General features: G+C 68.6%; 23 protein-coding genes and 1 riboswitch. Of the genes, 13 read left to right on the top strand and 10 right to left on the bottom strand.

What is annotated here, in order from left to right:
- Positions 1-45 precede the first annotated feature (45 nt).
- Positions 46-1,005 (bottom strand): MIP/aquaporin family protein, encoded by a 960-nt coding sequence (locus tag ACN8HC_RS09080; protein ID WP_490074506.1) that lies wholly within the window; start codon positions 1,003-1,005, stop codon positions 46-48.
- 235 nt (positions 1,006-1,240) lie between these two features.
- On the opposite strand from ACN8HC_RS09080, the gene ACN8HC_RS09075 reads away from it, so the two are divergent.
- On the top strand, positions 1,241-2,023 hold the full coding sequence (locus ACN8HC_RS09075) for an IclR family transcriptional regulator (RefSeq protein WP_490074505.1): 783 nt from the start codon (positions 1,241-1,243) through the stop codon (positions 2,021-2,023).
- A gap of 55 nt (positions 2,024-2,078) precedes the next feature.
- Entirely contained in the window at positions 2,079-3,599 is a 1,521-nt protein-coding gene (glpK, locus tag ACN8HC_RS09070; RefSeq protein WP_490074504.1) for a glycerol kinase GlpK, read from the top strand.
- On the opposite strand, the gene ACN8HC_RS09065 is transcribed toward glpK, so the two are convergent.
- The 3 genes from ACN8HC_RS09065 to ACN8HC_RS09055 all read right to left on the bottom strand — a co-directional run bounded on the left by ACN8HC_RS09065 (position 3,589) and on the right by ACN8HC_RS09055 (position 5,836).
- The gene (locus ACN8HC_RS09065) at positions 3,589-4,425 is read right to left on the bottom strand and encodes a hypothetical protein (RefSeq protein WP_490074503.1); all 837 of its coding nucleotides are present in this window, start codon (positions 4,423-4,425) and stop codon (positions 3,589-3,591) included. The two genes, glpK and ACN8HC_RS09065, sit on opposite strands and share 11 nt — an antisense overlap.
- Positions 4,418-4,951, bottom strand: coding sequence for an RNA polymerase sigma factor (locus ACN8HC_RS09060; RefSeq protein ID WP_490074502.1), 534 nt, complete (start codon positions 4,949-4,951; stop codon positions 4,418-4,420). The genes ACN8HC_RS09065 and ACN8HC_RS09060 overlap by 8 nt, the downstream gene beginning before the upstream one ends.
- Before the next feature lie 243 nt (positions 4,952-5,194).
- Positions 5,195-5,836 (bottom strand): nucleoside/nucleotide kinase family protein, encoded by a 642-nt coding sequence (locus tag ACN8HC_RS09055; RefSeq protein WP_490074501.1) that lies wholly within the window; start codon positions 5,834-5,836, stop codon positions 5,195-5,197.
- Positions 5,837-5,863: 27 nt separating this feature from the next.
- Positions 5,864-6,011, top strand: a riboswitch (cobalamin riboswitch).
- A gap of 76 nt (positions 6,012-6,087) precedes the next feature.
- On the opposite strand from ACN8HC_RS09055, the gene ACN8HC_RS09050 reads away from it, so the two are divergent.
- Genes ACN8HC_RS09050 through ACN8HC_RS09035 form a run of 4 tightly spaced genes read left to right on the top strand, consistent with a single transcriptional unit; the run spans position 6,088 to position 10,602 of the window.
- Entirely contained in the window at positions 6,088-7,032 is a 945-nt protein-coding gene (locus ACN8HC_RS09050) for a hypothetical protein (RefSeq protein ID WP_490074500.1), read from the top strand.
- On the top strand, positions 7,029-8,120 hold the full coding sequence (locus tag ACN8HC_RS09045; RefSeq protein WP_490074499.1) for an energy-coupling factor transporter transmembrane component T: 1,092 nt from the start codon (positions 7,029-7,031) through the stop codon (positions 8,118-8,120). Before ACN8HC_RS09050 ends, ACN8HC_RS09045 begins: the two co-directional genes overlap by 4 nt.
- Positions 8,117-9,748 carry an ABC transporter ATP-binding protein gene (locus tag ACN8HC_RS09040; RefSeq protein WP_490074498.1) on the top strand — a complete coding sequence of 544 codons (1,632 nt, stop codon included), beginning with the start codon at positions 8,117-8,119 and terminating at the stop codon, positions 9,746-9,748. Before ACN8HC_RS09045 ends, ACN8HC_RS09040 begins: the two co-directional genes overlap by 4 nt.
- Positions 9,736-10,602: an ECF transporter S component gene (locus ACN8HC_RS09035; RefSeq protein WP_490074497.1), complete on the top strand. Its 867-nt coding sequence runs from the start codon at positions 9,736-9,738 to the stop codon at positions 10,600-10,602. Before ACN8HC_RS09040 ends, ACN8HC_RS09035 begins: the two co-directional genes overlap by 13 nt.
- A gap of 62 nt (positions 10,603-10,664) precedes the next feature.
- Here the strand turns inward: ACN8HC_RS09035 and ACN8HC_RS09030 are convergent, their stop codons facing one another.
- Positions 10,665-11,501, bottom strand: a complete 837-nt coding sequence (locus ACN8HC_RS09030; protein ID WP_490074496.1) for an aldo/keto reductase — start codon at positions 11,499-11,501, stop codon at positions 10,665-10,667.
- Between the two features lie 10 nt (positions 11,502-11,511).
- Entirely contained in the window at positions 11,512-12,645 is a 1,134-nt protein-coding gene (locus ACN8HC_RS09025; protein WP_490074495.1) for a serine hydrolase domain-containing protein, read from the bottom strand.
- 73 nt (positions 12,646-12,718) lie between these two features.
- On the opposite strand from ACN8HC_RS09025, the gene ACN8HC_RS09020 reads away from it, so the two are divergent.
- Complete coding sequence (locus ACN8HC_RS09020) at positions 12,719-12,925, top strand: RNA polymerase sigma factor sigma-70 region 4 domain-containing protein (protein WP_490074494.1); 207 nt, start codon at positions 12,719-12,721, stop codon at positions 12,923-12,925.
- 40 nt (positions 12,926-12,965) lie between these two features.
- Positions 12,966-13,790 (top strand): Clp protease N-terminal domain-containing protein, encoded by an 825-nt coding sequence (locus ACN8HC_RS09015; RefSeq protein ID WP_490074493.1) that lies wholly within the window; start codon positions 12,966-12,968, stop codon positions 13,788-13,790.
- 406 nt (positions 13,791-14,196) lie between these two features.
- On the opposite strand, the gene ACN8HC_RS09010 is transcribed toward ACN8HC_RS09015, so the two are convergent.
- Positions 14,197-15,630: a hypothetical protein gene (locus ACN8HC_RS09010; RefSeq protein ID WP_490074492.1), complete on the bottom strand. Its 1,434-nt coding sequence runs from the start codon at positions 15,628-15,630 to the stop codon at positions 14,197-14,199.
- A gap of 382 nt (positions 15,631-16,012) precedes the next feature.
- On the opposite strand from ACN8HC_RS09010, the gene ACN8HC_RS09005 reads away from it, so the two are divergent.
- The 4 genes from ACN8HC_RS09005 (at position 16,013) to ACN8HC_RS08990 (ending at position 21,793) form a co-directional block, all read left to right on the top strand.
- The gene (locus tag ACN8HC_RS09005) at positions 16,013-16,747 is read left to right on the top strand and encodes a beta-phosphoglucomutase family hydrolase (RefSeq protein WP_490074491.1); all 735 of its coding nucleotides are present in this window, start codon (positions 16,013-16,015) and stop codon (positions 16,745-16,747) included.
- A 3-nt stretch (positions 16,748-16,750) separates the two neighbouring features.
- On the top strand, positions 16,751-19,120 hold the full coding sequence (locus ACN8HC_RS09000) for a glycoside hydrolase family 65 protein (RefSeq protein ID WP_490074490.1): 2,370 nt from the start codon (positions 16,751-16,753) through the stop codon (positions 19,118-19,120).
- Positions 19,121-19,240: 120 nt separating this feature from the next.
- Positions 19,241-20,620 (top strand): class II fumarate hydratase, encoded by a 1,380-nt coding sequence (locus ACN8HC_RS08995; protein ID WP_490074489.1) that lies wholly within the window; start codon positions 19,241-19,243, stop codon positions 20,618-20,620.
- Positions 20,621-20,761: 141 nt separating this feature from the next.
- Positions 20,762-21,793, top strand: coding sequence for a magnesium and cobalt transport protein CorA (locus ACN8HC_RS08990; RefSeq protein ID WP_490074528.1), 1,032 nt, complete (start codon positions 20,762-20,764; stop codon positions 21,791-21,793).
- Positions 21,794-21,822: 29 nt separating this feature from the next.
- Here the strand turns inward: ACN8HC_RS08990 and ACN8HC_RS08985 are convergent, their stop codons facing one another.
- On the bottom strand, positions 21,823-22,737 hold the full coding sequence (locus ACN8HC_RS08985; RefSeq protein ID WP_490074488.1) for a D-alanyl-D-alanine carboxypeptidase family protein: 915 nt from the start codon (positions 22,735-22,737) through the stop codon (positions 21,823-21,825).
- Between the two features lie 76 nt (positions 22,738-22,813).
- Positions 22,814-23,134 carry a rhodanese-like domain-containing protein gene (locus ACN8HC_RS08980; protein WP_490074487.1) on the bottom strand — a complete coding sequence of 107 codons (321 nt, stop codon included), beginning with the start codon at positions 23,132-23,134 and terminating at the stop codon, positions 22,814-22,816.
- 131 nt (positions 23,135-23,265) lie between these two features.
- Between ACN8HC_RS08980 and ACN8HC_RS08975 the strand changes: the two genes are divergently transcribed.
- Positions 23,266-24,153, top strand: coding sequence for a hypothetical protein (locus ACN8HC_RS08975; protein ID WP_490074486.1), 888 nt, complete (start codon positions 23,266-23,268; stop codon positions 24,151-24,153).
- A 128-nt stretch (positions 24,154-24,281) separates the two neighbouring features.
- Here the strand turns inward: ACN8HC_RS08975 and ACN8HC_RS08970 are convergent, their stop codons facing one another.
- Positions 24,282-24,701 carry a MarR family winged helix-turn-helix transcriptional regulator gene (locus ACN8HC_RS08970; RefSeq protein ID WP_490074485.1) on the bottom strand — a complete coding sequence of 140 codons (420 nt, stop codon included), beginning with the start codon at positions 24,699-24,701 and terminating at the stop codon, positions 24,282-24,284.
- Between the last annotated feature and the right edge of the window lie 89 nt (positions 24,702-24,790).

Below are 24,790 nucleotides of genomic sequence, written 5' to 3'. Positions count from 1 at the left end.
TCCTTGCTGCTGTGTGTTCGAGGGGTATGACGACGAGCGGTCGACCTAGTAGTCGTCCTCGTCGTCGACCGGTGGCACCTGCTCCGGCGCCTCCTCCGGTGCGTTCACCACGGCGCGGGCGTCCAGCACCTTGCCGATGAAGACGTCATACAGCACGACACCGATGACGCCGCCGATCAGCGGGCCGACGATCGGAACCCACATGTAGCCACTGAACGCTCCCTTCACGGTGCCGGGTACGGCCAGTTCGCCGAAGCCGGCCGCCCAGGCGAGCAGGCGCGGCCCGAGGTCACGAGCGGGGTTGATCGCATACCCGGCGTTGGCGCCGAAGCTCATGCCGATGGCGGCGACGATGAAACCGATGACGACCGGGGCCAGGTTGGCCTTGACGATCGTGTTGCGCACGTCCACGACCGCCGCGATGCAGAGCAACAGCAGTGCGGTGCCGATGATCTGGTCGAGCAGCGGCCCCCACATCGAGCCGTGGAACACCGGTGACGGGAAGGTCGCGAAGATCGAGAACGTCGCGTTGGTGTGCCCGTTGACGAGCGCGGCACCTGCCTTACCGGCCGCGTGGTCGTAGGCGCTGATCGAGTCGTGGTAGTTCCACCAGACGATCGCGGCGCCGACGAACGCGCCGACGATCTGGCTGATCGAGTACGGAATCACCTTGCGCCACGGGAAACCGCGGCGCACCGCGAACGCAAGCGTGACGGCCGGGTTCAGGTGCGCGCCGGTGACACCACCGGCGATGTAGACCCCGAAGCACACGGCGAACGCCCAGCCCCAGGTGATCAGCAGCCAGTCGCCGGAGGCCAGGAAGATGGTCGTCGCGCTCTCGGCACGACCGGAGCCGGGGAGCGCGGCGACCGCCATCGCGACGACGCCGTCGCCGAAGAGGATCAGCACGCAGGTGCCGAGGAACTCGGCCGCGCACTCACCCCACAGGCCGCCCAGTCGCTTGAGCCCCCACCCTTCCTTCAGCGGTGCCGTCACGGCACTCATGACGCGGCCCTCGTTCCTCGGGCGGCGTCCTTCGCACTGTGCTTGTTCGGTCGCTCGCTGCGCTCGCTCATGACGTCCCTCCGGGAGTCTCCGAACGTGGTTGCTTCATGAGGAAAGTCCCTTCCATCCCGACGTGAGCCAGCTCACGTGTGATCGGTGCAGACTCAACGTAGGGATGTCCGGTTCCGCTGTTTACGTGGTCGTTTGACATTGTCGAAAGCTAAGCTCCGGAGGTATGCCGGGCAGCGTGCAGTCTGTGGAACGCGCCGCAGGGATCCTGCGGCTGCTCGCGGCGCACAACGGCCAGCAGCTGGGGGCGTTGTCCAGCGCGCTGGGGCTGTCCAAGAGCACCGTGCACGGGATCCTCCGGACGCTGGTCGAACTCGGCTTCGTCGAACAGGACCCCGCGAACGCCGACTACCGCCTGGTTGCCGGCAACGTGTTGAGCGCGGGGCCGAAACCGATGGACATCAACGAAATGCGGGCGCGCGCCACCAACTGGGTCGACGCGCTCGCCGCCCGCACCGGTTTGTCCGCGCGGCTCGTCGTGCTGCGGGAGCCGTCCCGTCCGGACCGGATCGTCGGGACGACCGCGCACCATGTCTTCAGCGCCTCGCACGCGCCGCAGCGGCTGGAGATCGGCGAGCCGGTCAACCTCGCCGCGACGGCGGAGGGGAAGGTGCTGCTCGCCTTCAGCCCGGCGGGCGGCTCGGCACTCGACCGCTTGCAGCCGGAGGCTGCGACGGCACGCACCGTCACCCGAAAAGACTTTCTGCGCAAAGAGATCGACGCAACACGGGTGCGCGGACACGCGATCGACGACCGTGAGTCGACCGTCGACGGTGCGGGCGTCGCCGTGCCGGTGCGCAGCCACGGAGGCGTCGTGGTGGCGGCACTCGGCGTGCGCGGCATCGTCCGGCAGGTGCTGACCGGCGCTGCCGCCCGCACCGACGTGCTGCGTGCGTTGAGCGATGCGGCCCGCGGCACCAGTCACGCGCTCATGGCGGAACGCTGGTGAGACTCACGTCCGCGGTCCGCGAGTCCCGGTTGCCGCAGTCGGCGGAGGCAGCCGGATGACCCGCTACGTGCTGAGCATCGACCAGGGCACCACCTCGACCCGCGCCATGGTGTTCGACCAGCACGGCCGGTTGGCCGGTATGGGTCAGCGCGAGCACCAGCAGATCTATCCGCGGCCGGGCTGGGTCGAGCACGACGCCGCGCAGATCTGGCGCAACACCCGTCGCGTCATACCGCAGGCGCTCGCGGACCTCGGCATCTCCGTGGCGGATGTTGCCGCTGTCGGTGTCGCCAGCCAGCGGGAGACGTTCGTGCTGTGGGAGCGCGCGACGGGCAAGCCGGTGTGCCCGGCGATCGTCTGGCAGGACACGCGCACGCAGCCGATCGTCGACCGGTTGCTGGCCGACCCCGGCGCCGACTTCTTCCGCAGCCGGGCGGGCATCCCGCCCGCGTCATACTTCACCGCCCCCCGGCTGGTCTGGCTGATGGAGACCCACCCCGAGTTGCGTCGCCGCGCCCGCGACGGCGACCTGTTGATGGGCACCATGGAGACCTGGCTGATCTGGAACCTCACCGGCGGCCCGGAGGGCGGCATCCACGTCACGGACGTCACCAACGCGAGCCGGACGCTGCTGATGAATCTCGAGACCCTGCAGTGGGATCCGGAGTTGCTGGCGTTCTTCGACGTGCCGCACGCGATCCTGCCCACGATCGTCCCGTCGTCGAAGGTGGTCGGCACGGCCGTCGGCGGACTGGCGGGCGTGCCGGTCGCGGCCGCGGTCGGCGACCAGCAGGGCGCGCTCTTCGGGCAGACCTGTTTCGAGGCCGGTGAGGTGAAGTGCACCTATGGCACGGGCGCGTTCCTGCTGATGAACACCGGTGCCGACATCGTGTCGTCGACCCACGGGATGCTGTCGACGGTGGCCTACCTGCTGGCCGACGGGTCGAGGGCCTACGCGCTGGAGGGGTCGATCGCCGTGGCGGGTGGCCTCGTGCAGTGGGTCCGCGACGGGCTCGGGCTGGTCAGCACGGCGCCGCAGATCGAGACACTCGCCCGCAGCGTGGACGACAGCGGCGGCTGCGTGGTGGTGCCCGCATTCACCGGGCTCTTCTCGCCGTACTGGTCGTCCGGTGCCCGTGGCCTCATCTCCGGGCTGACCAGTTTCGTGACCGCCGGGCACCTCGCCCGGGCGGTGCTCGAGTCGTGCGCCTGGCAGACCAGCGATGTCGTCGAGGCCATGACCGCGGACGCCGGGGTGCCGCTGAAGTCGCTGCGCGTCGACGGCGGTATGACGTCCAACCACCTGATGATGCAGATGGTCGCGGACGTGCTCGACGTCTCCGTGGTGCGACCCACGACCAGTGAGACCGTGAGCCTCGGCGCCGCCTATCTGGCCGGCCTCGCCGTGGGCTACTGGTCCGATGTGAAGGTGCTGCGCCGCAACTGGCACCGTGCCGGCCAGTGGGATCCGCGGCTCAGCACGGAACGGCGCGAGACGCAGCGCGCCGCCTGGCGGGCGGCGATCTCCCGCACCCTGGACGACCGGTCCTGGCCGCCGGCGGGTGTCACCAGCTGACGGTGAAGGAGCCCTTGTCGTTGATCGCGCTCACGGCATACGCCGTGCCGGGGAAGCTCCACCCGCTCGTCTCGAACTGCGCGTCCGCCTTCCAGCCCTGCGCCGGGAGGGTCGCGCGCCAGAACGCGTCGATGTCCGTGGACAGGTAGGTGAGCCGGATCGTCAGCGACCGGTCCGCCCGGGAGGTGACTTCCCACTTCGTGCCGTCCGGCATCGGCAGCATCCGGGTGCCGTTGCCCGTGTCGGCGAGCGGCACGGGTCCGGTGTATTCACCGTCGCCGAGCACGCCGCTCTGCGGCAGACCCGGCGGCATCGTCGGGGGAAGCTGCGGCGTCGTCGTGGTCGAGCTGCTGGAACTGGACGGCACGCCGTGCCCGGTTGCGGTCCTCGGCGTGTTCGTGCTCGGTGCGGTCGTGGTCGGGGTGAGCTGTCGGGAGGGGGAGCTCAGCTGCCCGGACGGGCGAGCCACGTGCTGTGACGCCTTGCTCGCGGTGCTGGTCACCGCGCGCGCGGGCGTCGGCCCGATGCCGATCGTCGTGGTTGCCGAGCTGGCCGTCGCCGGACGCAGCGCGTTGGTCGGCTGGTGCCGGTCCGACGGATGAATGGCGAGCGTGACCACGCCGGCCACGGCTGCCGCAGCTGCCAGCATGCCCGCACCGGTGAAGATCCTCCGGGTCCGGCTCGGCCCGGAGGGCGACTGCAGCAGCGCGGCGACGGAATGCTCCCGGTCCAGGTCGAGGTCGTGCTGCTCGATCTGCTCGGCCCGGGCGGCGAACGCCTCGCGCAGGCGGCGCTCCAGGTCGTCGTGGTTGTCCGGCTCACTCATCGGGGGCGCCTCCTTCCTCCTGCATGATGCGGGCGAGGGCGGCCATCGCCCGGCTCGCTTGTGATTTCACGGTCCCCTTGCTGATCCCGAGCGCGGTGGCGATCTCCGCCTCGGAGAGCTCGGACCAGTAGCGCAGCACGAGCACCTCGCGCTGCCGCGGTGGCAGCTGGTCGACCGCACGCAGGACCTGCCGATGCTCCTCGGCCAGCAGCACGTCGCTGTCGGCCGGTGGCGCGATCTCCGGTTCGGCCACCTTCAGGTGCGCGCGCACGGTGCGCCGCCGGCGCAGCATCGAACGGGACTGGTTGACGACCGCTTGCCGCAGGTAGCCGACGGCCGCACCGGAGTCACGCAGCGCGGCCCGGTTGCGATGCATGCCGAGGAACGCTTCCTGCACCACGTCCTCGGCGCTCGCCAGGTCGTCGACGAGCAACCGGGCGAGCCGGACCATCTGCAGGTGATGGGTGCGGTAGAGCTCGGCCAGGTCGACCGAGTCTCCGCCGGTCATCGCGTCGCGCGGAAGCACAGATCCACGGTCACGGACCCGACCTCCCACGCGATACGGCCTCTCGGCATACATCGCCGGTGCGCTCACTGTCATGACGTCCCGGCCCCTCGCTCAGACCTTAACCAGTGATCGTTCCGATCGGTAACGCCGAGCGGGGACGGGGCGGTCGCCCCTCGTCCTGCCGTCACGGCGTCGCACCTCATGCTGGGAAGACGCACGGCGGGCGCGGAGGTTGCGCGCGAACAGCTGGTATGACGGGGCTCACGCCACCCGCAGGAACGCGTCCGCCCGGTCCCGGGTGCTGCGGATCAGCTCGGCGTTGCGCTCGTCGGAGCCGAGGGCCAGATCGGTCGCCTCCTGCATGGACGCGCCATACCTCCGCCGGCGGGCGATCAGCCAGTCGACCCGCAGCTGGTCCGGCGTGTCGACATACCAGATCGTGTCGAGCAGCCCGCTGAGCTCCGACCACGGCTCCTCCGGGGTCAACAGGTAGTTGCCCTCCGTGATCACCAGCCGGGTCTCGGGTGCGACCTCGATCGACCCGGCGACCGGGTCCTCCAGCAGACGCTCGAACGTCGGCGCCCAGACCGACCGGTCACGTTCCTTGCGGATCCGTTCGATCAGCGCGACGTAACCCGCGGCGTCGAAGGTGTGCGGCGCGCCCTTGTCAGCGGCCCAGCCCCGCGCGTCGAGCACCGCCTGGGCGAGGTGAAAGCCGTCCATCGGCACGACCACGGTCGGTATGCCGTGCGCCGTGCACCGGCGCGCCAGCGTCTTCGCGGCCGTCGACTTGCCCGCCCCCGGTGCTCCGGTGATCCCGACGATCGCCCGGTCCGTGCCGGCGGCGAGTTTCGCCAGCGCCCGCACTGCCTGGGTGAGATCGAGTTCTCGGATGGTGGTCACGTCAGGACTGTGCGGCATTCCGTGGCAATAAACAAGCGGTGCTACCGTTTTGGACTGACGCTCAGGCGAGCGTCCAGGTGCGAGCAGGGGAAGCCGGTGTGACTCCGGCGCTGACCCGCAGCCGTGAACGACCCAGGTCGTGAGCCGGAATACCTGCGCCACCCGTCACCGGAACCGACTGCCGCGGACTGCAGTCGCGGGCGATCTCGTGTCGCGCGTGGACCCCCGCGGCGCGAAAGGACGCACCGATCATGCCCGCCGCCTCCCGCCGCCTGCTGCGCTCGGCCGCTGCCGTTGCGCTCGCGACCTCGGCGACGAGCCTCGCGTATGCCGGGTCCGCTGCACCCGCACGAGCCGCCTCGGCACACAACGGCTACTGCACGAGCAGCGCCGGGGTGACGGTGGTGGTCGACTTCGGGCCGCTCGGCGGCGGTGTTGCGATCCGGTGCTCGCCGGTCGGCAGCGGCGCGACGGGTCTGCAGGCGTTGCAGGCGGCCGGGATCCCGATCCAGGGCACACAGCGTTATGGGCTGGCGTTCGTCTGCCGGCTCTACGGCCAGCCGTCCGCAACCACGACGCTGCCGAACGGTTATCACGAGCAGTGCGTCAACACGCCCCCGGCGAACGCCTACTGGAGCTACTCGAAGGCCGCGAACGGCGGATCGTGGTCGGTCAGCAGCGAGGGTGTCTCCTCCAGCCACGTCATTCCGGGTGGTTTCGAGGGCTGGTCGTTCAACGAGGGCAGCAACTCGGTGCCGCGCGCCACACCGACTCGACCGGTCACCGCCCCCCGGCCCACGAGCACGACGACCGCGCCGGCGCCGCCTCGTCATACGACCACGACCGCGCCCGCGCCGACCCATCCGACGAGGACCCGCCGGCCGACCCGCGCCGCGCGTCCGTCGTCCACCGCACCCGCGAGGACGTCGAGCACGCGCCCGACGAGCCATCACCCGGCGAAGAAGACGCACCGCACGACCGCTTCGGCATCGTCCACCTCCTCGAGTTCGTCGACCTCCAGCGGCGCGGCAGTCGCGGCGGGCGAACCGCCGGTCGCCAACAGCGACAAGCTCATCAAGCAAGCCAGCACGTCGTCGGGCGTCAACGCCACGACAGTCGTGGGCGGCGGCGTGCTCGCCGCGCTGGCGATCGGCGGGGCCGTGGTGTCGGTCATTCGACGGCGCCACCTCGGGTGAACCGGCTGCCGGCTCCCGTCCACCCGGTCGCCTGGTGGTTGTGGGCGATCGGTCTGGCGGTGGCGGCCTCGTTCACCACCAACCCGTTGCTGCTGCTCTTGCTGGTCGGCGTGTCGTGCTTCGTCGTCGTGCTGCGGCGCGGCAACGCACCGTGGGCGCGCTCGTTGCGGGTGTATCTCCTCCTCGGAGCGTTCATCGTCGTGGTGCGCGTGCTGTTCCGGTGCTTCCTTGGCGCGGGCGGTGGCGGTCCGGTGCTGCTCGACCTCCCTCGAATCCCGTTGCCACAGTGGGCTGCTGGCGTCACCCTGCTCGGCCCCGTCCATCTGTCGGATCTGCTCGACGGGCTGTATGACGGGCTGCATCTCGCGGCCATGGTCGTCTGTGTCGGTGCGGCCAACTCGCTGGCCAACCCGAAGCGGCTGCTCAAGGTGGTGCCGATCAGCCTCTACGACATCGGCACCGTCGTGGTCGTCTCGGTCTCGGTCTTCCCGCAGCTGGCCGAGAGCATCGGTCGGGTGCACCGCGCACAACGGTTGCGGCCGGCCCGCGGGGGTCGGTGGCACCTCGTGCGGCGGATGATCGTGCCCGTGCTCGCCGATGCGCTCGACCGGTCCCTGCTGCTGGCTGCGGCCATGGACTCGCGCGGTTACGGCCGCCGCGGACCGGCGCCGGTGCGGACACGTCGCGTGGTTGCGCTGATGACGGTGGTCGGGCTCATCGCACTGTGCATCGGCGTCTTCGGGGTGCTCGACGAGCGCGCACCAGGCGTTGTCCGGTGGCCGGCGTTCGGTGTCGGGTTCGCGTTGGCGACGGCCGGGCTGGCCGTCTCCTCCCGAGAGCGCACCGTCACGCGCTATCGGGTCGAGCCCTTCGACCGCACCGCGTACGGAGTGGCCGCCAGTGGACTGGCAGCCGGCGTGCTGATGGTGCTCGCGACGCGCATCGCTCCGGCGCACCTGAGCGTCGTCACGTCGCCGGCGCAGTGGCCGGTCGTGGACCTGCTGCCGCTGGTGGCGGCCGTGATCGGGCTGCTCGCGGCGGTGGTGTCGCCGCCGGGCGTCATACGGCACGAGGAGGTGGCGGCGTGATCGAGGTGCGTGACGTGACGGTGCGGTATGACGATTCCGGCGCACCGGCGCTGGCGGACGTGAATCTCTGTGTCGACGAAGGGGAGTTGTCACTCGTCGTCGGACGCACCGGCTCCGGCAAGTCCACCCTGCTCGGCGCGATCAACGGGCTCGTGCCGCACTTCACCGGGGGACGGCTCTCGGGCCGGGTGATCGTCGACGGTCTGGACACGCGCGATCATCCGCCGCGCGAGATGGCCGACGTCGTGGGCCGCGTCGGGCAGGACCCGGTCGCCGGGTTCGTCGCCGACACGGTGGAGGACGAACTCGCCTACGGAATGGAGCAATTGGGCGTCCCGCCGGCGACGATGCGCAAGCGCGTGGAGGAGACGCTCGATCTGCTGGGGATCGCCGGACTGCGCGGACGCTCGCTCCCGACGCTGTCCGGCGGCCAGCAGCAGCGGGTGGCGATCGGTGCCGCGCTGGTCACGTCCCCGGCGGTGCTCGTCCTCGACGAACCGACCTCGGCGCTCGACCCGGGCGCCGCCGAGGAGGTGCTCGCCGCGATCACCCGGCTCGTACACGACCTCGGCACCACGGTCGTCATGGCCGAGCATCGGCTGGAAAGAGCTGTCCAATATGCCGATTCGGTGGTCGTGCTGCCCGGTGATGGCATCGTGCGCAGCGGTGACCCGGCCGCGATGATGACCGACTCGCCGGTCGCGCCGCCAGTGGTGGAGCTGGGACGACTGTGCTCCTGGACGCCGTTGCCGCTGTCGGTCCGCGACGCACGCCGGGCGGCGCGGCCGTTGCGCGCGGAGCTGGGTGCGCCGGTCGTCCGCAGCCGGCCGGCCGGGGACGCCGTGCTGACGGCGCGTGGCGTGACCGTGCGGTATGCCGAGCGGGTCGCCGTGCGGGAGGTCGATCTGGACCTGCAGGCGGGGACCGTCACCGCGCTGATGGGCCGCAACGGCTCGGGGAAGTCGTCGCTGCTGTGGGCGCTGCAGGGCAGCGGTCCGCGGGCGTCCGGGACGGTGCTGGTGGACGGAGTCGAAACCGCTGGTGCACGGGAGGATCCGGCTCGGGTCTTCGGGCGCCGGCGACGTCGGCGTGACGACCTCGATGCCCGACCCGTCGGTCTGGTGCCGCAAACCGCGTCGGACCTGCTGTATCTGGAGACGGTGGCCGCGGAGTGTGCGACGGCGGGCCCGGCCGCTCGCGCGCTGCTGGACCGGCTGGCGCCCGGGATCCCGGACGAGCAGAATCCGCGGGATCTGTCCGAGGGGCAACGCCTTTCGCTGGTCCTGGCGATTCAGCTGGCGGCTGGTCCGCGGGTTCTACTGCTCGACGAGCCGACGCGGGGCCTGGACTACCGGGCGAAGTCGCGGCTGGCAGAGCAACTGGACCTGCTCGCCCGGGACGGGCACGCGGTGCTGGTGGCGACGCACGACGTGGAGTTCGTGGCAGGTCTGGCCGACCGGGTCGTGGTGCTCGCCGACGGGGACGTGATCGCCGACGGCCCGACAGCGGAGGTCGTCGCCTCCTCGCCGATCTTTGCGCCGCAGGTGGCGAAAGTCCTTGCCCCTGCGCCGTTCCTGACCGTCGATGACGTTGCGCGCGTGGTGGGGGTGCGATCGTGCGGCAGCTGACCGACGACGTGGCGCCGGGACGCCCGGCCGACCTGGTGACCCGCCTCAGCGGAACGGCGGTGCCGCTGGGGGTGCGCTCGACGATCGTGCTGACGCTTGTGACGGTCGCCGGACTGGCGATGTTCTGCTGGCCGTTGCTGACGCATCACGGGCCGTCGAGCACGGGTCACGTCACCGACGCGCCGATCGTCTTCGCGGTCACGTTGCCGTTGCTGGTATTGGTGGTGCTCGCCGAATTCGCCGACGGCGGCATGGATTCCAAGGCGCTCGCGATGTTGGGCGTGCTGTCCGCGGTGGATGCCGCGCTGCGACCGGCCGGTGCGGGCACTGGCGGCATCGAGACGGTCTTCTTCCTGCTGATCCTCGCGGGCCGGGTGTTCGGGCCGGGTTTCGGCTTCGTCCTGGGTTGCACGTCCCTCTTCGCGTCGGCATTGCTGACGGCGGGGGTCGGCCCTTGGTTGCCGTTCCAGATGCTCTGCTCGGCGTGGATCGGGATGGGTGCCGGGTTGTTGCCGCGCCGGCTCCGCGGTGTGCCCGAGGTCGTCATGCTGATCGGGTACGGCGTGCTCGCGGCATACCTCTTCGGGGCGCTGATGAACCTCTACGGCTGGCCGTTCCTCGCCGGCACCGACCTGCCAGGACACGCGAATCTGGCGTTCGTGCAGGGAGATTCGCTGTGGTCCAACCTGCACCGGTTCCTCGTCTACACGCTGGTGACGTCGACCGGTGGGTGGGACACGGGCCGGGCGATCACCAACGCGATCGCCATCGCCCTGCTCGGCCGGCCGGTGCTGCTGCTGTTGCGCCGCGCCGCACGGCGTGCGTCATACGACGACAGAGGAACGCTTGACTAACTTGGGGGCCGGGCTCGGCGTCCCGGCGAAGTATCGGAGGAGCGCAGCGGCGTGGGGTGAGGTTACATTTCCTCGTGGGTGTTCGGGTCGCCGCCGAAGAGCCGCCCGTCCGGCCTGCCGAGATCGGTGATCGCGTCCATTTCGGCGTCGGTGAGCTCGAAGTCGAAGAGTTTGAGGTTGTCCTCCTGGCGCTGCGGCGTCGCCGTCTTGGGCAGCGGCAGCGACCCGAGCTGGTAGTGCCAGCGCAGGATCACTTGGCCCGGGGTGACGTCGTGGGCGGCGGCCGCTTCGGCGATAGGCGGCTCGTCGAAAGGTGCCTGACGCTTGCCGAGCGGGCTCCACGCCTCGGTGCGAATCCCCAGATCTTCATTGATCTTCCGCATCTCGACCTGGGGGAAGTAGGGGTGCAGTTCGATCTGGTTGACGGCCGGCGTGACGCCGGTGGCGTCGATGATCCGGTGCAAGTGGTCCTCGGTGAAGTTGGAGACGCCGATGGTGGTGACGAGGCCTTCCTCCTGGGCCGTCACCAGCGCCCGCCAGGCGTCGACGTACTTGTCGACGCTGGGGTTCGGCCAGTGGATCAGGTGCACGTCGATGTGGTCCAGCTGCAGCGTTTCCAGAGACTCGCGGATCGAGGCGAGCGCGTCGTCATACGCGTGGTACCGACCAGGAATCTTGGACTGGATCCGCACCTCGTCGCGGTCGACGCCGGACCGGCGCAGCGCGTCCCCCACCTCGAACTCGTTCTCGTAGTTGACTGCCGTATCGAGCAATCGGTAACCGGTGTCGAGCGCGCTCTTGATCGCTGTCGTGCCCTCCTCGCCCCGAAGCGGGTAGGTGCCGAAGCCGATCGCCGGCACGGTCGTGCCGTCGTTGAGGGTGTATGTCGGGATGCTCATCGACCCCACGCTACGCGTCGAGGTTGCCGGTCGCGAGGTCGGTGAAAGCGGCTCGTGCCACGTCCGTCGGGAAGGCGCCCGCCGCGCCTTCCGGTGTGGTGTTGGTCAGTGCGACGACGACGGTGCGCGTCGCCGGATCGATCGACCAGGTGTGCCCATAAGCACCGCCCCAATGCACTGCGTCGATCGGCAGGCCGTAGAGCGGCGCGGTGTCGGGAGACGCGACCGCCCAGCCACGTCCGAAGGAGTCCCGGATCGTCGGGGTGAGCTGTCGGCCGACGCGGCCGGCATACATCTTGGTGACAGTCCGCGAGGTGAGGATCGGCCCGCCGCCGAGCGCGATCGTCTCGAGGAAGCGCAGCACGTCACCGGCGGTCGCGGCCGCGCCGGCACCACCGGACGGCCACTGGGTCCGGTCGAAGATACGCTCGGGGGAGTAGCGAACCACGTTGATCTCGTTCGGGATCGGCTCATCGGTGATAGGGATGAGCCCGTCGCTGTATGCCGTTGCAACGCGGGCTCGCTCGCCAACGGAGAAACCGAAGCTGTGCAGCTGGAGCGGCCGGCAGATCACCTCGTCGACCGCCTTCGGCAGCGTCGTGCTGCAGACGGCTTCGATGAGGCCGCCCAGCACGTCATACGCGATCGAGTAGCGGAATTCCGTGCCGGGCGCCGACCGCAGAGTGGTGCGGGCGATGCGGCGCAGGTTCTCCTGCAGCGTGAAATCGGTGCGGTCCAGCCCGTCCGAGATTTCGAGCCGGTCGTAGTCGCTGCCGGGCGGCTCGGCCATCCGATAGCTCAGGCCGGCGGTGTGTGTCAGCAGGTGGTCGACGGTGATGTCCGGCGTCGATGCATCCGCGAGCGATGGCCGGAAGCGGTTGAGCCAGTGATGGATCGGCGTCGTCAGGTCCAAATCACCGGTTTCGACGAGATGCATGGTGGTCGCTGCGATGACCGGTTTGGTGACCGACGCGAGCCGGAAGACGGTCTGCGGATCCATCCTTGCGCTGGACGCGATGTCGGCCATACCTGCCGCCTGCGCGTGCACCAGTTGTCCATCGCGGCTGACCAGCACCACCGCGCCCGCGATGCGCTGCCGGGCGACGGCGTCGTCTACCGCGCGGCTGACTCCGGGAAGCGTCATACAGGGAGCCTAGGGGTGTGGACGATGTCAGGTTTTCTTGACGTCTCACTACGTGTCAGGTTTACTTGACGGCATGAACGACGACGTGAACTTCACTGATGCAGCCGCGAGCCCCAATCCCGCGCAGGGTCTGGCCGCGGTTCGTGCGCTCCGAACCCTCGCGGATCGGCTGGAGGAAGTGCAGGTGCGCAACGCGCGGGAGCGCGGCTGGAGTTGGCAGGCGATCGCGGATGTCCTGCAGGTGAGTCGTCAGGCCGTTCATCAGAAGCATTCGCGGTGAAAACCACTGCTGCAGAACAGACGTGAAGGAGAGACACGGCATGTTGCGACACCTGGATTCCGAAGTGCGGATAGCGATGATGCACGCGATGGAGGAACGCAAGGAGCTCGAGCACGAGCTGCTCGGCCCCGACCATCTGCTGCTCGGTCTGCTGTCCAATGTTCGAGGGGCGGCCTACAAGCTGCTCAATGAGCACGGCATCAGCTACGAGTGGGCTCGGCGCGTAGTCGTCGAGAAACACGACGACACACCCCCTGACGAGCGAGAGCGCGGCCCTGTCGGCGCGGCCGACAATCTCCACGAGGACCGGAAGGCATTGAAGGCCATCGGCATCGACCTGGACGAGGTCCGCGATGCTGTGCGCGAGACGTTCGGTGAGGACATCACCGACGGCTGGGGCGAGCGTCGCGGACGCGAAGGAGGCCGGGGTCGGGAGCGCGGTGGGCACGGCTCGCACGGCCATGGTCCCCGGCGGCACGGCGGCCCCGGCAAGGCAGAGTCTGACAGTGGACCGTTCGGTGGTGAAGGTTTCGGAGGCTTCGGCCCCTTCGGGCCGGGCGGGTTCGGCCCTGGCGCGTTCGGCCCGGCCGGTCGGGGTCGTCGTGGTCCCCGAAGCCGGCGCTGGAACAGCGTCACGCCGAGCATGCATAGCGTGCTGCACGAAATGCGCGGTGCGATGCGGGAAATGCATGGCGCTGGCCCGTGCGACGAGCCTGGGTCGCTGGCGGGTGCGCTGCTGCTCGCTTTGGTCGACAGCAAGGATCCGGCTGTGGAAGCTGTGATCGAGGCAGCCGATGATCCCGAAGCGCTGCGTGCGGCGGTCGATGCACTGGCCGGCCGCGCGCCGGTCGAGCGTCGCCCCTGAGCGCCGCCCTGAGTAGCCCGAGGCGATGGCCGAGGCTGAATGGAGACCCGTCGGTTGGTTGCGTTTCCTTGAGCTGCAGCGTTATTCGCCGGGGGTGGTGATGTAGGTACGGCCGGTGGGGCTGGTCCAGGTGCAGATGCCGTCGGGTGTCATGGTGACCGACCAGCCGTTTTCCTGCTTGGTGCGGTGATGGTGGCGGCACAGACAATGAAGGTTGGCCGCAGCGGTAGGCCCGCCAGGCCAGGCAGTGAGGTGGTCGAGGTCGCACCACCGGGCCGGCCGGGGAAGCGGCAATGCACGTCCCGAGTCCGGACGTAGCGCGCGAGCCGGGCGCTGGGCCGGTACTGCGTCTCGCACGTTTCGAGGGTGATGCCGGTTGTGGCGTCGACCAGTGCACGGGTGATCGTCATCCCGAACGATCGCGACATTGCTTCGATGGCGGCGGCCGGAATGACGCCGACGCCGGGCACGATCCCATCCCCGAGACGCGCTGCGGTTGATCGGGACGGCGCGGGCGAGTCGGTTCGCCCGCCAACATGAAACGGCGCGAATGATCCGGCGCTAACATGTGAACGTCGGGTGGTGCGTGCTCGGGTGGCCGGTTGAAGGGTGCGTATTCGTCGTCGAGTTCCCAGTCGGCGTAGTCGTCCGGGTGCGGCGGGTAGAGGCGGTTGAGCAGGTCGTTGAATTCCCGGTCGACGTGTTCCTGGGACCTCCGCGTCACTATCGTCGCTTCGGCGGTGGCGGCGGCTGTCGGGCGACCGTGGGGGTAGACGGGGAGGCCGGTGATCGGGTGCGCGAACGCTGCCGGCCAGAATGCCGAACCGGCCTGGCCGTGCGCGGCACCAGCGGTCGTGGCCTCGGCGCCGACCTGGACGGGAACCTCGATGACCAGGCTGGTGGTCACCGTGGCGTTGGCCAGGGCCAGGTCGGCCAGGGCGTCGGCGCGGCATTCGGCCAACGTCTTGTCCGTGGTGGTGTCGGCGTGCAGGTCCCGCGCCAGTTGGTCGACGGCGGCCATGAGTTTCGCCGCGACGGTCGAGTCCAGGATCGCGTGCAGGTGGGTGAGGCCGGGTTCGTCGTCGGGATGCGCGAACACTCCGACGCGGTCCCGGCGTCGCCGGGTCGCCGCCTTGCCAGCGGACACCGGGTCCAGGGTGCGCAGGACCCGGTCGGTGCGCTGCCGGACCTGCTGAGCGGACTGCCTGGCCAGCAACTCCACGGCGGCGTCTTCGGCGGCAGCCGCCTCCGGGCTGCTGTCCGCGGGATCGGTGGCGCCGAGGAGCGCAGTCTCCACCTGGCGGGCCAGATCGAGGGTGACCGCGTTCCCCTCGCCGTCACTGTCGTGGATCACCCGCCCGAGAGCCCGGTGGATGGTGGCGAGTTTGGCGGGGTCGAGTTCGCCGGTGCCGACCCAGCCGAACAACCGCGGCGTGCGGGTCAGGCAGTCGACGGATTCACTGATCCGCGCCAACGCGTGCCCGGTGGCCCAGTCCAGAGCCGGTCCGACCTCGCAGCCGATGAACTCGTCCTGGTGCGCGCCGATAGCGTGCCGCACCTCCCGGGTCCGGTGCCCATCCCGCGACGTGGAGTCAGTCACCAGGATCTCTTCGATGGCGGCGGCTTGCGCCAGCCGGGCCGACTGCACCGCCCACGCCACGTTCAACACCCGTTGCGCGGCCACCGCGTGCTCCAGCAGGTCGGCCTTGGTCAGCGTGATGGAGTCGATCCGGGTGTCCTCGAACGCCGCGGCCACCAACTGAAAGGCGGCGGTGAGTTTGTCGCCGGCAGACTGCGGTGCATCCTCGTCCGGTGACCGGTCTGCTGGTGCCTGCTCCATTACCAAATAATACACTCGTTCGAATCTCCTGTCCAGAGGATTATGCGTTGAAACTGCGGATATCCATTCTGTTTCAGGTAGGTGACGGCGGTGGTCATGTCTTCAAAATATGTACCGTACTTCTATACGCTCATGCGCTACACCTCGACGCGCCCGCTCGTCCTCGCGGGCTACTCGGGCCGGCGCTCGGCCACCGCGACGTTGGCACACCGTTGCTCGGCCGGCCACTAGGGGTTGGGTGCCCATTTCTTGCAGATGCTGGCGCAGTCGGAACACCTCGGCCAACGTCCTTGGTCCGCTGCGCGCGCGGGTCTAACCTGCCAAGAGCCCGTCGGGGAGCAGCGCCCGAGGAAAGCATTGCCGATGCAGAGGAAACCGTTCGATGTTAGGACTGCCGGACTCCGTGACCACCTGCCTGTTCGATCTCGACGGAGTGCTGACCGACACGGCGAGCGTCCACCGCAAGGCGTGGAAGCAGATGTTCGACGCCTATCTGGAAGCCAAGGACGGCAACGGCTTTCGGCCGTTCACCGACGACGACTACAACCAGTATGTCGACGGAAAGCCGCGCCAGGACGGCGTGCGCGATTTTCTCGCGTCACGTGGGATCGTGCTGCCCGAGGGATCTTCGGACGCCCTGCCGGCCGCTGAAACGGTCTGGGGGCTCGGCAATCGCAAGAACGACCTCGTGCAGGCGGAGATCCAGCGGAACGGCGTCGAGGTCTACGAGGGCAGCCGCCGCTACCTCGAGCTCGCGCAAGAGAAGGGACTGCACCGGATCGTCGTGTCGTCCAGCGCCAACACCGAGATGGTCCTCGACGTCACTGGCCTGGCGAAGTATATCGAGGGCCGCATCGACGGAGTCACGTTGCGCAATCAGCACATTCCGGGCAAGCCGGCACCCGACTCGTTCCTCGCCGGCGCGCAGCTCGCCGGCGCCACCCCGGCACAGGCGGCCGTCTTCGAGGACGCGGTGTCCGGTGTGGCAGCCGGTCGTGCCGGGGACTTCGGCTATGTCATCGGTGTCGATCGGGTGGGTCACGCAGACGCCTTGCGGCAGAACGGTGCCGACGTGGTCGTGCGTGATCTGGCCGAGCTGATCGACAAGGAGAAGTGACCGATGGTCAGCGCCAAGAGCGAATTCACCGTTGAGCCGTGGCGGGTCCGTGAGCTGGGCGTGCACCCGGGCAACCTGGCACAGTCGGAGTCGGTCTTCGCGTTGTCCAACGGCCACATCGGGGTTCGCGGTAACTACGACGAGTCCACCCCGAACGGCCTGCTCGGGACCTACCTCAACTCTTTCTACGAGGAGCGTCCGCTGCCGTATGCCGAGGCCGGCTACGGCTATCCCGAAGAAGGCCAGACGATCGTCAATGTCACGGACGGCAAGATCATTCGGCTGCTCGTGGACGATCAGCCGCTCGACATGCGCTATGGCGTCGTCCGACATCAGGAGCGCACACTCGACATGCGCGAAGGGCTGTTGCACCGCGATCTGATCTGGGAGACGACTGCCGGCACGCAGGTGCGGATCCGCTCGACCCGACTCGTGTCGTTCACCCAGCGCGCGATCCTCGCGATCCGCTATTCGGTCGAGGCCATCAACAAGCCGGTGCGAATCGTCATGCAGTCCGAAATGGTTGCCAATGAACGTCTTTCGATGGCATCGAAGGACCCTCGCGTAGCCGCGGCGTTGAAGGACCCGCTGCGTCCCGAGGAGCACTCGAACAGCGGCAACCGTTCACTGCTGATCCACCGCACCCGCCGCAGCAAGCTCCGGATGGCGGTGGCGTGCGATCACGTCATCCACGGCGAGGAGGGTTTCCACACCCATACCTACGTGCAGCCGGACTGGACGCGCACCACCGTCGGCACCGAGCTGGAGCCCGGCGAGTCGGTCGGACTGACGAAATTTGTCGCCTACGGCTGGAGTTCACAACGCACGCTGCCCGCGCTGCGGGATCAGGTCGACGCCGCGCTGTCCGCGGTGATGCACACCGGGTGGGACAACCTGGTGGCCGAACAGAAGAGCTACCTCGACGAGTTCTGGGACGGCGCGGACGTCGAGGTCGACGGCGATCCGGCGATCCAGCAAGCCGTGCGGTTCGGACTGTGGCACGTGCTGCAGGCGGGCGCACGAGCGGAGGGGCGCGCCATACCGGCCAAGGGCCTCACCGGGCCTGGTTATGACGGGCACGCGTTCTGGGACAGCGAGATGTATGTCCTTCCCGTCCTGACGGCCACCGCGCCACAGGCTGCACGCGACGCGCTGAGCTGGCGCCTGTCGATCGCGGACCTGGCCGAAGAACGCGCAAAGACGTTGAAGCTCAAGGGCGTCACGTTCCCGTGGCGCACGATTCGCGGGCAGGAGTGCTCGGCATACTGGCCGGCCGGCACGGCTGCCTTCCACGTCAACTCGGCCGTCGCGGTGGCCGCCGCGCGTTACGTCTTCTGGACCCAGGACGGCGAGTTCGACGAGCAGATCGCGCTCCCGCTGCTCGTGCGGACCGCCCGGCTCTGGGCCGGACTCGGCTATCACGGCGACGACGGCCGCTTCCACATCGACGGAGTGACCGGGCCGGACGAATACAGCGCGATCGTCGACGACAATATCTACACCAACCTGATGGCCGCTCGGAACATGCGCTACGCCGCGGAGGCGGCGGAGCGCTGGCCGAAGGCAGCCAAGGAACTCAACGTCACCGACGCCGAGCGAGCGGACTGGTGGGCGGCGGTGGAGTCGATCGCGGTGCCCTACGACAGTGAGAAGGACGTCCATATGCAGGACGCCGACTTCACCCGGCACCGGATGTGGGACTTCGAGCAGACGCTCAACGACGACGGCTATCCACTGTTGCTGCACTACCCGTATGTCGACATCTATCCGCGCCAGGTCGTGAAGCAAGCCGACCTCATCCTGGCGATGCATTGGTGTGGCGACGAATTCACCCAGGAGCAGAAGGCGCGCGCGTTCGAATACTACGAAGCCGTGACGTGTCGCGACTCCTCGCTGTCGGCCTGCACCCAGGCCGTCATTGCGGCAGAGGTCGGGCAGGTGGCACTGGCCCACGACTACGCAACCGAAGCCGCGCTCATGGATCTGCGCAACCTCGAGCACAACACCGGTGACGGGGTGCACGTGGCTTCTCTCGCCGGCGGCTGGCTGGCGCTGGTCTGCGGCTTCGGCGGAATGCGCGACCATCACGGCCAGCTGAGCTTCGCTCCGGCCCTACCGGACGCGATTCAGCGGTTGGCGTTCACCATCCGGTGGCAGCAGTGCAAGATCCGGGTCGAAATCACTCACGACCGGACGATCTACCAGCTCGAGGACGGCCCCGACGCGCATGTCGCGATCAAGCACTACGGCCGCACATTCACGCTCCGGTCGGGCAAGCCGGCGTCGAAAGCCACCAAGACCCCCACGCCGCTCACGCCTCGACCGGTGCAACCCGCCGGCCGGGAGCCGATCCCTGCGGGGTCGGCAGGCTGAGCTTCACCGCCGGCGAGGTGGCAGACTGGGCGCAACGGCCGGAGTGCACTGGTCATTGCTCCGGTTCGATGAGCGACGGGAGCCGAAGCAATGACAGCACAAGGTGATTCAAAGCCGGCAATGCGAGTCGAACACGACTCGATGGGTGACGTCGAGGTGCCGGCCGACGCCAAATGGCGCGCGCAGACGCAGCGTGCCGTCGAGAACTTCCCGATCTCGGGCAAGCACATCGAGCGCGAGCTGATCAGCGCCTTGGCGTCCATCAAAGGCTGCTCAGCCACCGTTCGAGGAGAGCGCGGCATGCTCGACCCGGACATGGCCGAGGCGATCCGAGTGGCTGCCGCGGAGGTCGCTCGTGGTTTCTGGGACGACGAATTCCCGATCGACGTCTTCCAGACCGGATCCGGGACGTCGTCCAACATGAACGCCAACGAGGTCATCGCAACCCTCGCCCAGGATTCGCTGGGGCGGCCGGTGCACCCCAACGACGACGTCAACGACCCGTTCTCCTCCAACGACCAGTTCCCGGCCGCCATACACATCGCGGCCACCTCCGCCGTGGTGCACGAACTCGTCCCGGCGCTGCGACACCTCGCGGAGTCGCTGGAGCGCAAATCCACCGAGTTCGCCGATGTTGTCAAATCGGGCCGAACGCACCTGATGGATGCGACACCGGTGACCCTCGGCCAGGAATTCGGTGGCTACGCCGCGCAGGTGCGCCTCGGGGTGGCCCGGCTGGAGAGCGTGCTGCCGCGGGTCGGGTCGCTGCCGCTGGGCGGAACCGCGGTGGGCACCGGCATCAATGCGCCGGAAGGCCTTGCGGGGGAGGTCATCTCGCGCCTCGCGAAGGAGCTCGACCTGCCGCTGACCGAGGCCGCCGACCACTTCGAGGCGCAGGGGGCGCGTGATGCGCTCGTCGAGTTGTCCGGCGCGCTGCGGACGATCGCGGTGAGCATGACGAAGATCGCCAACGACATCCGCTGGATGGGCTCGGGCCCGCGCACGGGGCTGACCGAGATCTTCCTGCCCGACCTGCAGCCCGGTAGCTCGATCATGCCGGGCAAGGTCAATCCTGTGCTGGCAGAGGCGGTTTGCCAGGTCGCCGCGCAGGTCGTCGGCAACGACGCAGCGGTCGCATGGGGCGGAGCGGCCGGCAACTTCGAGCTCAACGTCATGCTGCCGGTCATCGCGGACAACCTGCTGCAGTCGGTCGGACTGCTGGCGAAGGTCAGCGTCCTCTTCGCGGACCGTTGCGTCGACGGCATCACGGCCAACGTCGAGCGGTGCCGGGAGTTCGCCGAGTCGTCGCCGTCGATCGTCACGCCGCTCAACCACTACGTCGGGTATGACGAGGCGGCCGCGATCGCCAAGCAATCCCTCAAGGAGGGCAAGACCATCCGCGAGGTGGTGGTCGAACGCGGCCACGTGGCGAACGGCTCGATCAGCGAGGAGGACCTGGATCGCGTGCTGGACGTCCTCGCGATGGCCCGGCCGCACTGACGCCCTCGCGGCTAGGCTGCGACCGTGCCGAACTGGAAGAACCGGCCGTTCCGGCCGACAGCGGTGCTGCCCGGCCGAGCCGCCAAGCAGCCGCGCGAGGACGCGCCCGAACGCGTCCTGCAGCCGCGCCGCGAGGAGCAGGTGCCGGTCGAGGCCTCCGTGGTGGAGAAGGCGCTCTACTGCGACGGCCACCGGGTCGAGGCCCCGCAGTCGCTGCGCGAGGCGATGCACCGGCTCCGCTCGCCGGACAACCCGATGGCCTGGATCGGCCTGGTGCGCCCCACCGAGGCCCAGATCAACGACACGGCAGCGGTTTTCAACCTTCACCCACTGGCGGTGGAGGACGCGATCGTCGCGCACCAGCGCCCCAAGCTGGAGCGGTATGACGAGACGCTGTTCGTGGTGCTGCGTCCGGCGATCTACCTCGACGAGTCGGAGACGGTGCAGATCGGGGAGGTGCACATCTTCATCGGGCCGGACTTCGTGCTCACCGTCCGGCATACCGACCGGATCAGCCTCGGCACCGTGCGCGAGCGCCTGGAGGCCGATCCCACCCTGCTCGCGCGCGGCCCCGAGGCCGTGCTCTACGCGCTGATCGACTTCGTCGTCGACGCCTACGCTCCGGTGATCGCCGGACTGGAGAACGACATCGACGAGATCGAGAACCAGGTCTTCGAGTCCGACCCGGCCGTGTCCCGCCGCGTCTACGAACTGTCTCGGGAGGTCGCCGAGCTGCAGCGCGCGACCAAGCCGCTGCTGCAGATCGTGGATGGTCTCGAGGCGGGTTTCGACAAGTACGGCACCGACGAGGAGCTGCAGCGCAACCTGCGCGACGTCAAGGACCACGCGACGAGCGTCGTGGAACGGGTCGACGGCTTCCGCAGCAACCTCGCCGACATCCTCACCCTCAACGCGACCCTGGTCGCGCAGACCCAGAACGAAGAGATGCGCCGGCTCGCGGAGGCCGGCATGGATCAGAACGACGAGGTCAAGAAGATCTCGGCATGGGCGGCCATCCTCTTCGCGCCGTCACTGATCAGCGGCATCTACGGGATGAACTTCGACAACATGCCCGAACTGCACTGGATCGCCGGCTATCCCTATGCGTTGGTCCTGATGTTGGTCGTCTGCAGCATCCTCTACGTCATCTTCCGCAAACGAAAGTGGTTGTAACGCAGTCATTCTCGGGCGGCACGCGATGATCAACCGACGAAATTGAAGTGGTAGTCCTCGCCCTCCTGGAGTGTGTCGGCATAAGGGTTGTCGAAGCCGAAAACGCCCTGGTGCCTGAGTAACCAGTCGTTGCAGACTGCGCCCCAGGAGTAGAGCCACCGGCTGTCGCGCTCCTCGAAATCGACCGCGAGACCGTAACCGTGGTTGGAGTGTCCGGGCGCCGCCGCCCGTGGACTGCCGAACTTGTCGAACCAGAACTGCTGTTCGTCATACGACCGGTAGGTGAGGTCGATGGTGGCGTAGTGCCCGAAGCGCTGCTTGAACGCGGTTTGCAGACGGTGCAGCGCGTCGAGCGCGGCACGGTTGAGATATCGCGGCGTGGTCGGCTCGTAACCGGGTTCGAACGATCCCTTGGCGTTGTAGCACAACGGGATTCGCGCCAAGAGGTGCTTGGGGATCCGGCCGTTGAGCGAGGTCGGATCGGGTGCGTGGATGGTGAGCGTGCCGCTGTTGACGTAGCCGCGCTCGGTGCGGATCCACGGCCCGTCGTCGACGAGACTGCCGGTGACTCGCTGATCGTGCTGGTAGCGACCCGCCACCGGATGGGTGAAGCTCGGGCCGGACCGGATGTTGGCGTACTGGTCACGGCTGGTGACCCGCCCGGTGATGAGCGGGCACGGTGTGACCGGCGCCGCCCGCGGCGCCTGCGTGGTCAGGTAGGCGCCGCACACCCAAGTGCCGGTCAGCGACCCGGACCTGACTTCCAGCCAGCCACCGGAGTCGACACCGGTGAGCCGTGCGCCAGGCACGAGCCGGCCGGCGACCGGGTATGACGTGCTCGGTCCCATCCGGACGTTGAGCCCGTCGATGTCCGGCGCGACGTAGCGTGTGGTCGCGGCAGCAGCCGTGCCCGAGGCTGCGGAGTCGGTCGGTGCGGTCGTCATGCTCGCCCTCCCCTCGCGATCTCCCGGACCATTCCACCAGACTTTCCCGACCCCGGTGGGCAGCTTGCGGATCAGATCACGGTCGGATCCGCATCTCCCGCGCTTCCATCGGCTTGCCCGCCGCCTGCCATGCCTTCATGCCGCCGGTGACATTGACGGCTGAATAGCCGTTCTCGTTGAGCCACTTGGTGGCTCGGGCGGAGCGGCCGCCGCCGCGGCATACGACAGGGACCGCACCGCCGGTGGACGGCAGCTCCGCGAGGCGGGCCGGCAGTTCCTCTATCGGGATGTGGACGGCGGTCGGCGCGTGTCCGGCATCCCACTCGTCCTGACGGCGGACATCGAGAATGACCGCGTCGTCGGCCAGTTGCTCGGGGCTGGTGTTCACGGTGCTCACGGTGCCGATCCTGTCAGAGCGTCCTTCGGCGACCGGTCCAGCGCCGCTGCGATGTATCACGGCGGTTACTTCGTGCTCCTCACCCGATGTGGCCAGCAGGTCGCGCCGATCCGAGATGTGAAGGACTACTGATGGACGCCAGCTCATTGCGCACCAACACTTTTCACCGGCACACCGCGCCGGCGGTTGTCGGGCCGGACGACCCGGGAACCCATTCGACGGCGACGGTTGCGAGCCCGCACCCGAGCGACCGGCTCCTCGCGGGACAGCAACTGTGGCGGGGTGACCGGATCGACTCGCCGAACGGCCGGGTGCGCCTCGTGATGCAGGCCGACGGCAACCTGGTGCTCTACCGCAACGACGACAACGTGGCGTTGTGGTCCAGCCACACCTGGAACACCATGGTCGTGCGCGCCGTCATGCAGACCGACGGCAACCTCGTCTGCTACGACGTCCTCAACCGCGCCCTCTGGGCATCCGGCACGAACGGCAGGGGCGGGGTGACCGCGGTCCTGCAGGACGACGGCAACTTCGTCGTCTACACCGCGGCGGGAAGCCCGGTCTGGGCATCCAACACGTGGCACAACTGGTCGCCGACGTCCGCGAACACCGACGACCAGCACCTGGACACCGGCCAGTGGATGAACAGCACGGCGAGTGCGGCAGGCACGGGCCTCATCTCGGGACACACGCGGATCTGGACGACGAACGAATTCACCGGCTTCCACGGCAGTGTCTTCCCGGCGCTGTTCGACGACCAGAACAAGATGATCTGGCCGGCGGACATCGATGCCGCCAAACACCAGTACGGCGTGGACGGAACGTGGATCCCGGGATTGCCGAGTGACCGCACCTGCTACTGGACCAACCAGGTGCCGGCGGACGTCCTGGCCGGCTCCCACGGCCTCGGCCTCTTCCAGTACAAGGACCCCAAGAACATGCTGATGCGCGACCTGGATCTCATCGGTCGTGCCTGGAAGGACGTGGGACCCCTCGTGCAGGCCTTCGTCGGCAGCTAACGCCGAGTGGCACACCTAATGCCGAGTGGCACACGTGCAGGTGTGCGACTCGGCATTAGGTGTGCGGGTCGACGCGGGGTGTGTGAGTCGTCCGGCACCGCGCAACGGACCGGATCGGGGCGGGTGCCTCAGGTCCGGTGCAGCGTGTCGAACAGCTCGTCCACGACCTCGGCCAGCCGGGCAAGCTCCTCGAGGTGGTCGGCGGACAACGCGTTGAGGCGCTTGCGACCCTCCTCGGTGAGCGACAACCGCACCACCCGGTGGTCGCTGCTGTCCCGGTGGCGGTCGATCAGGCCGAGCTCCTGGGTGCGGTTGACGAGCTCGACGGCGGTGTTGTGCCGCACCAGCAAGTAGTCGGCAACGTCACCGATCGTCGGGCCGTCCGAACCACCGTGCCCCCGGATGGCGAGCAGCAGTTGGTGCTGGCTCGCGGTCAGGCCCATCTCCGCGGCCTGGGCAGCGCTCCAGTGCTCGAACTTGCGCAGCCGGGTGCGCAGCCGCAGCAGGCGTGAGTAGTCGGCGTTGGTGACGCGCGGGCGCGAGGTCACGGGGTGAGACCCTCCTGTCGGGATTCCGGCCCACCCTATATTATGTCGCCGCACGACATAGTCGTGTCACGACATAAACGCCCGCACGC

Source organism: Flexivirga sp. YIM B11880 (assembly GCF_058148645.1).
This window is presented reverse-complemented; position numbering and strand designations above follow the sequence as displayed.

Coding starts and splice junctions, on each gene's coding strand:
- ACN8HC_RS09080 (WP_490074506.1), bottom strand. CDS start 1,005: ATGAGTGCCGTGACGGCACCGCTGAAGGAAGGGTGGGGGCTCAAGCGA.
- ACN8HC_RS09075 (WP_490074505.1), top strand. CDS start 1,241: ATGCCGGGCAGCGTGCAGTCTGTGGAACGCGCCGCAGGGATCCTGCGG.
- glpK (WP_490074504.1), top strand. CDS start 2,079: ATGACCCGCTACGTGCTGAGCATCGACCAGGGCACCACCTCGACCCGC.
- ACN8HC_RS09065 (WP_490074503.1), bottom strand. CDS start 4,425: ATGAGTGAGCCGGACAACCACGACGACCTGGAGCGCCGCCTGCGCGAG.
- ACN8HC_RS09050 (WP_490074500.1), top strand. CDS start 6,088: ATGCCCGCCGCCTCCCGCCGCCTGCTGCGCTCGGCCGCTGCCGTTGCG.
- ACN8HC_RS09030 (WP_490074496.1), bottom strand. CDS start 11,501: ATGAGCATCCCGACATACACCCTCAACGACGGCACGACCGTGCCGGCG.
- ACN8HC_RS09025 (WP_490074495.1), bottom strand. CDS start 12,645: ATGACGCTTCCCGGAGTCAGCCGCGCGGTAGACGACGCCGTCGCCCGG.
- ACN8HC_RS09020 (WP_490074494.1), top strand. CDS start 12,719: ATGAACGACGACGTGAACTTCACTGATGCAGCCGCGAGCCCCAATCCC.
- ACN8HC_RS09015 (WP_490074493.1), top strand. CDS start 12,966: ATGTTGCGACACCTGGATTCCGAAGTGCGGATAGCGATGATGCACGCG.
- ACN8HC_RS09010 (WP_490074492.1), bottom strand. CDS start 15,630: ATGGAGCAGGCACCAGCAGACCGGTCACCGGACGAGGATGCACCGCAG.
- ACN8HC_RS09005 (WP_490074491.1), top strand. CDS start 16,013: ATGTTAGGACTGCCGGACTCCGTGACCACCTGCCTGTTCGATCTCGAC.
- ACN8HC_RS09000 (WP_490074490.1), top strand. CDS start 16,751: ATGGTCAGCGCCAAGAGCGAATTCACCGTTGAGCCGTGGCGGGTCCGT.
- ACN8HC_RS08995 (WP_490074489.1), top strand. CDS start 19,241: ATGCGAGTCGAACACGACTCGATGGGTGACGTCGAGGTGCCGGCCGAC.
- ACN8HC_RS08985 (WP_490074488.1), bottom strand. CDS start 22,737: ATGACGACCGCACCGACCGACTCCGCAGCCTCGGGCACGGCTGCTGCC.
- ACN8HC_RS08975 (WP_490074486.1), top strand. CDS start 23,266: ATGGACGCCAGCTCATTGCGCACCAACACTTTTCACCGGCACACCGCG.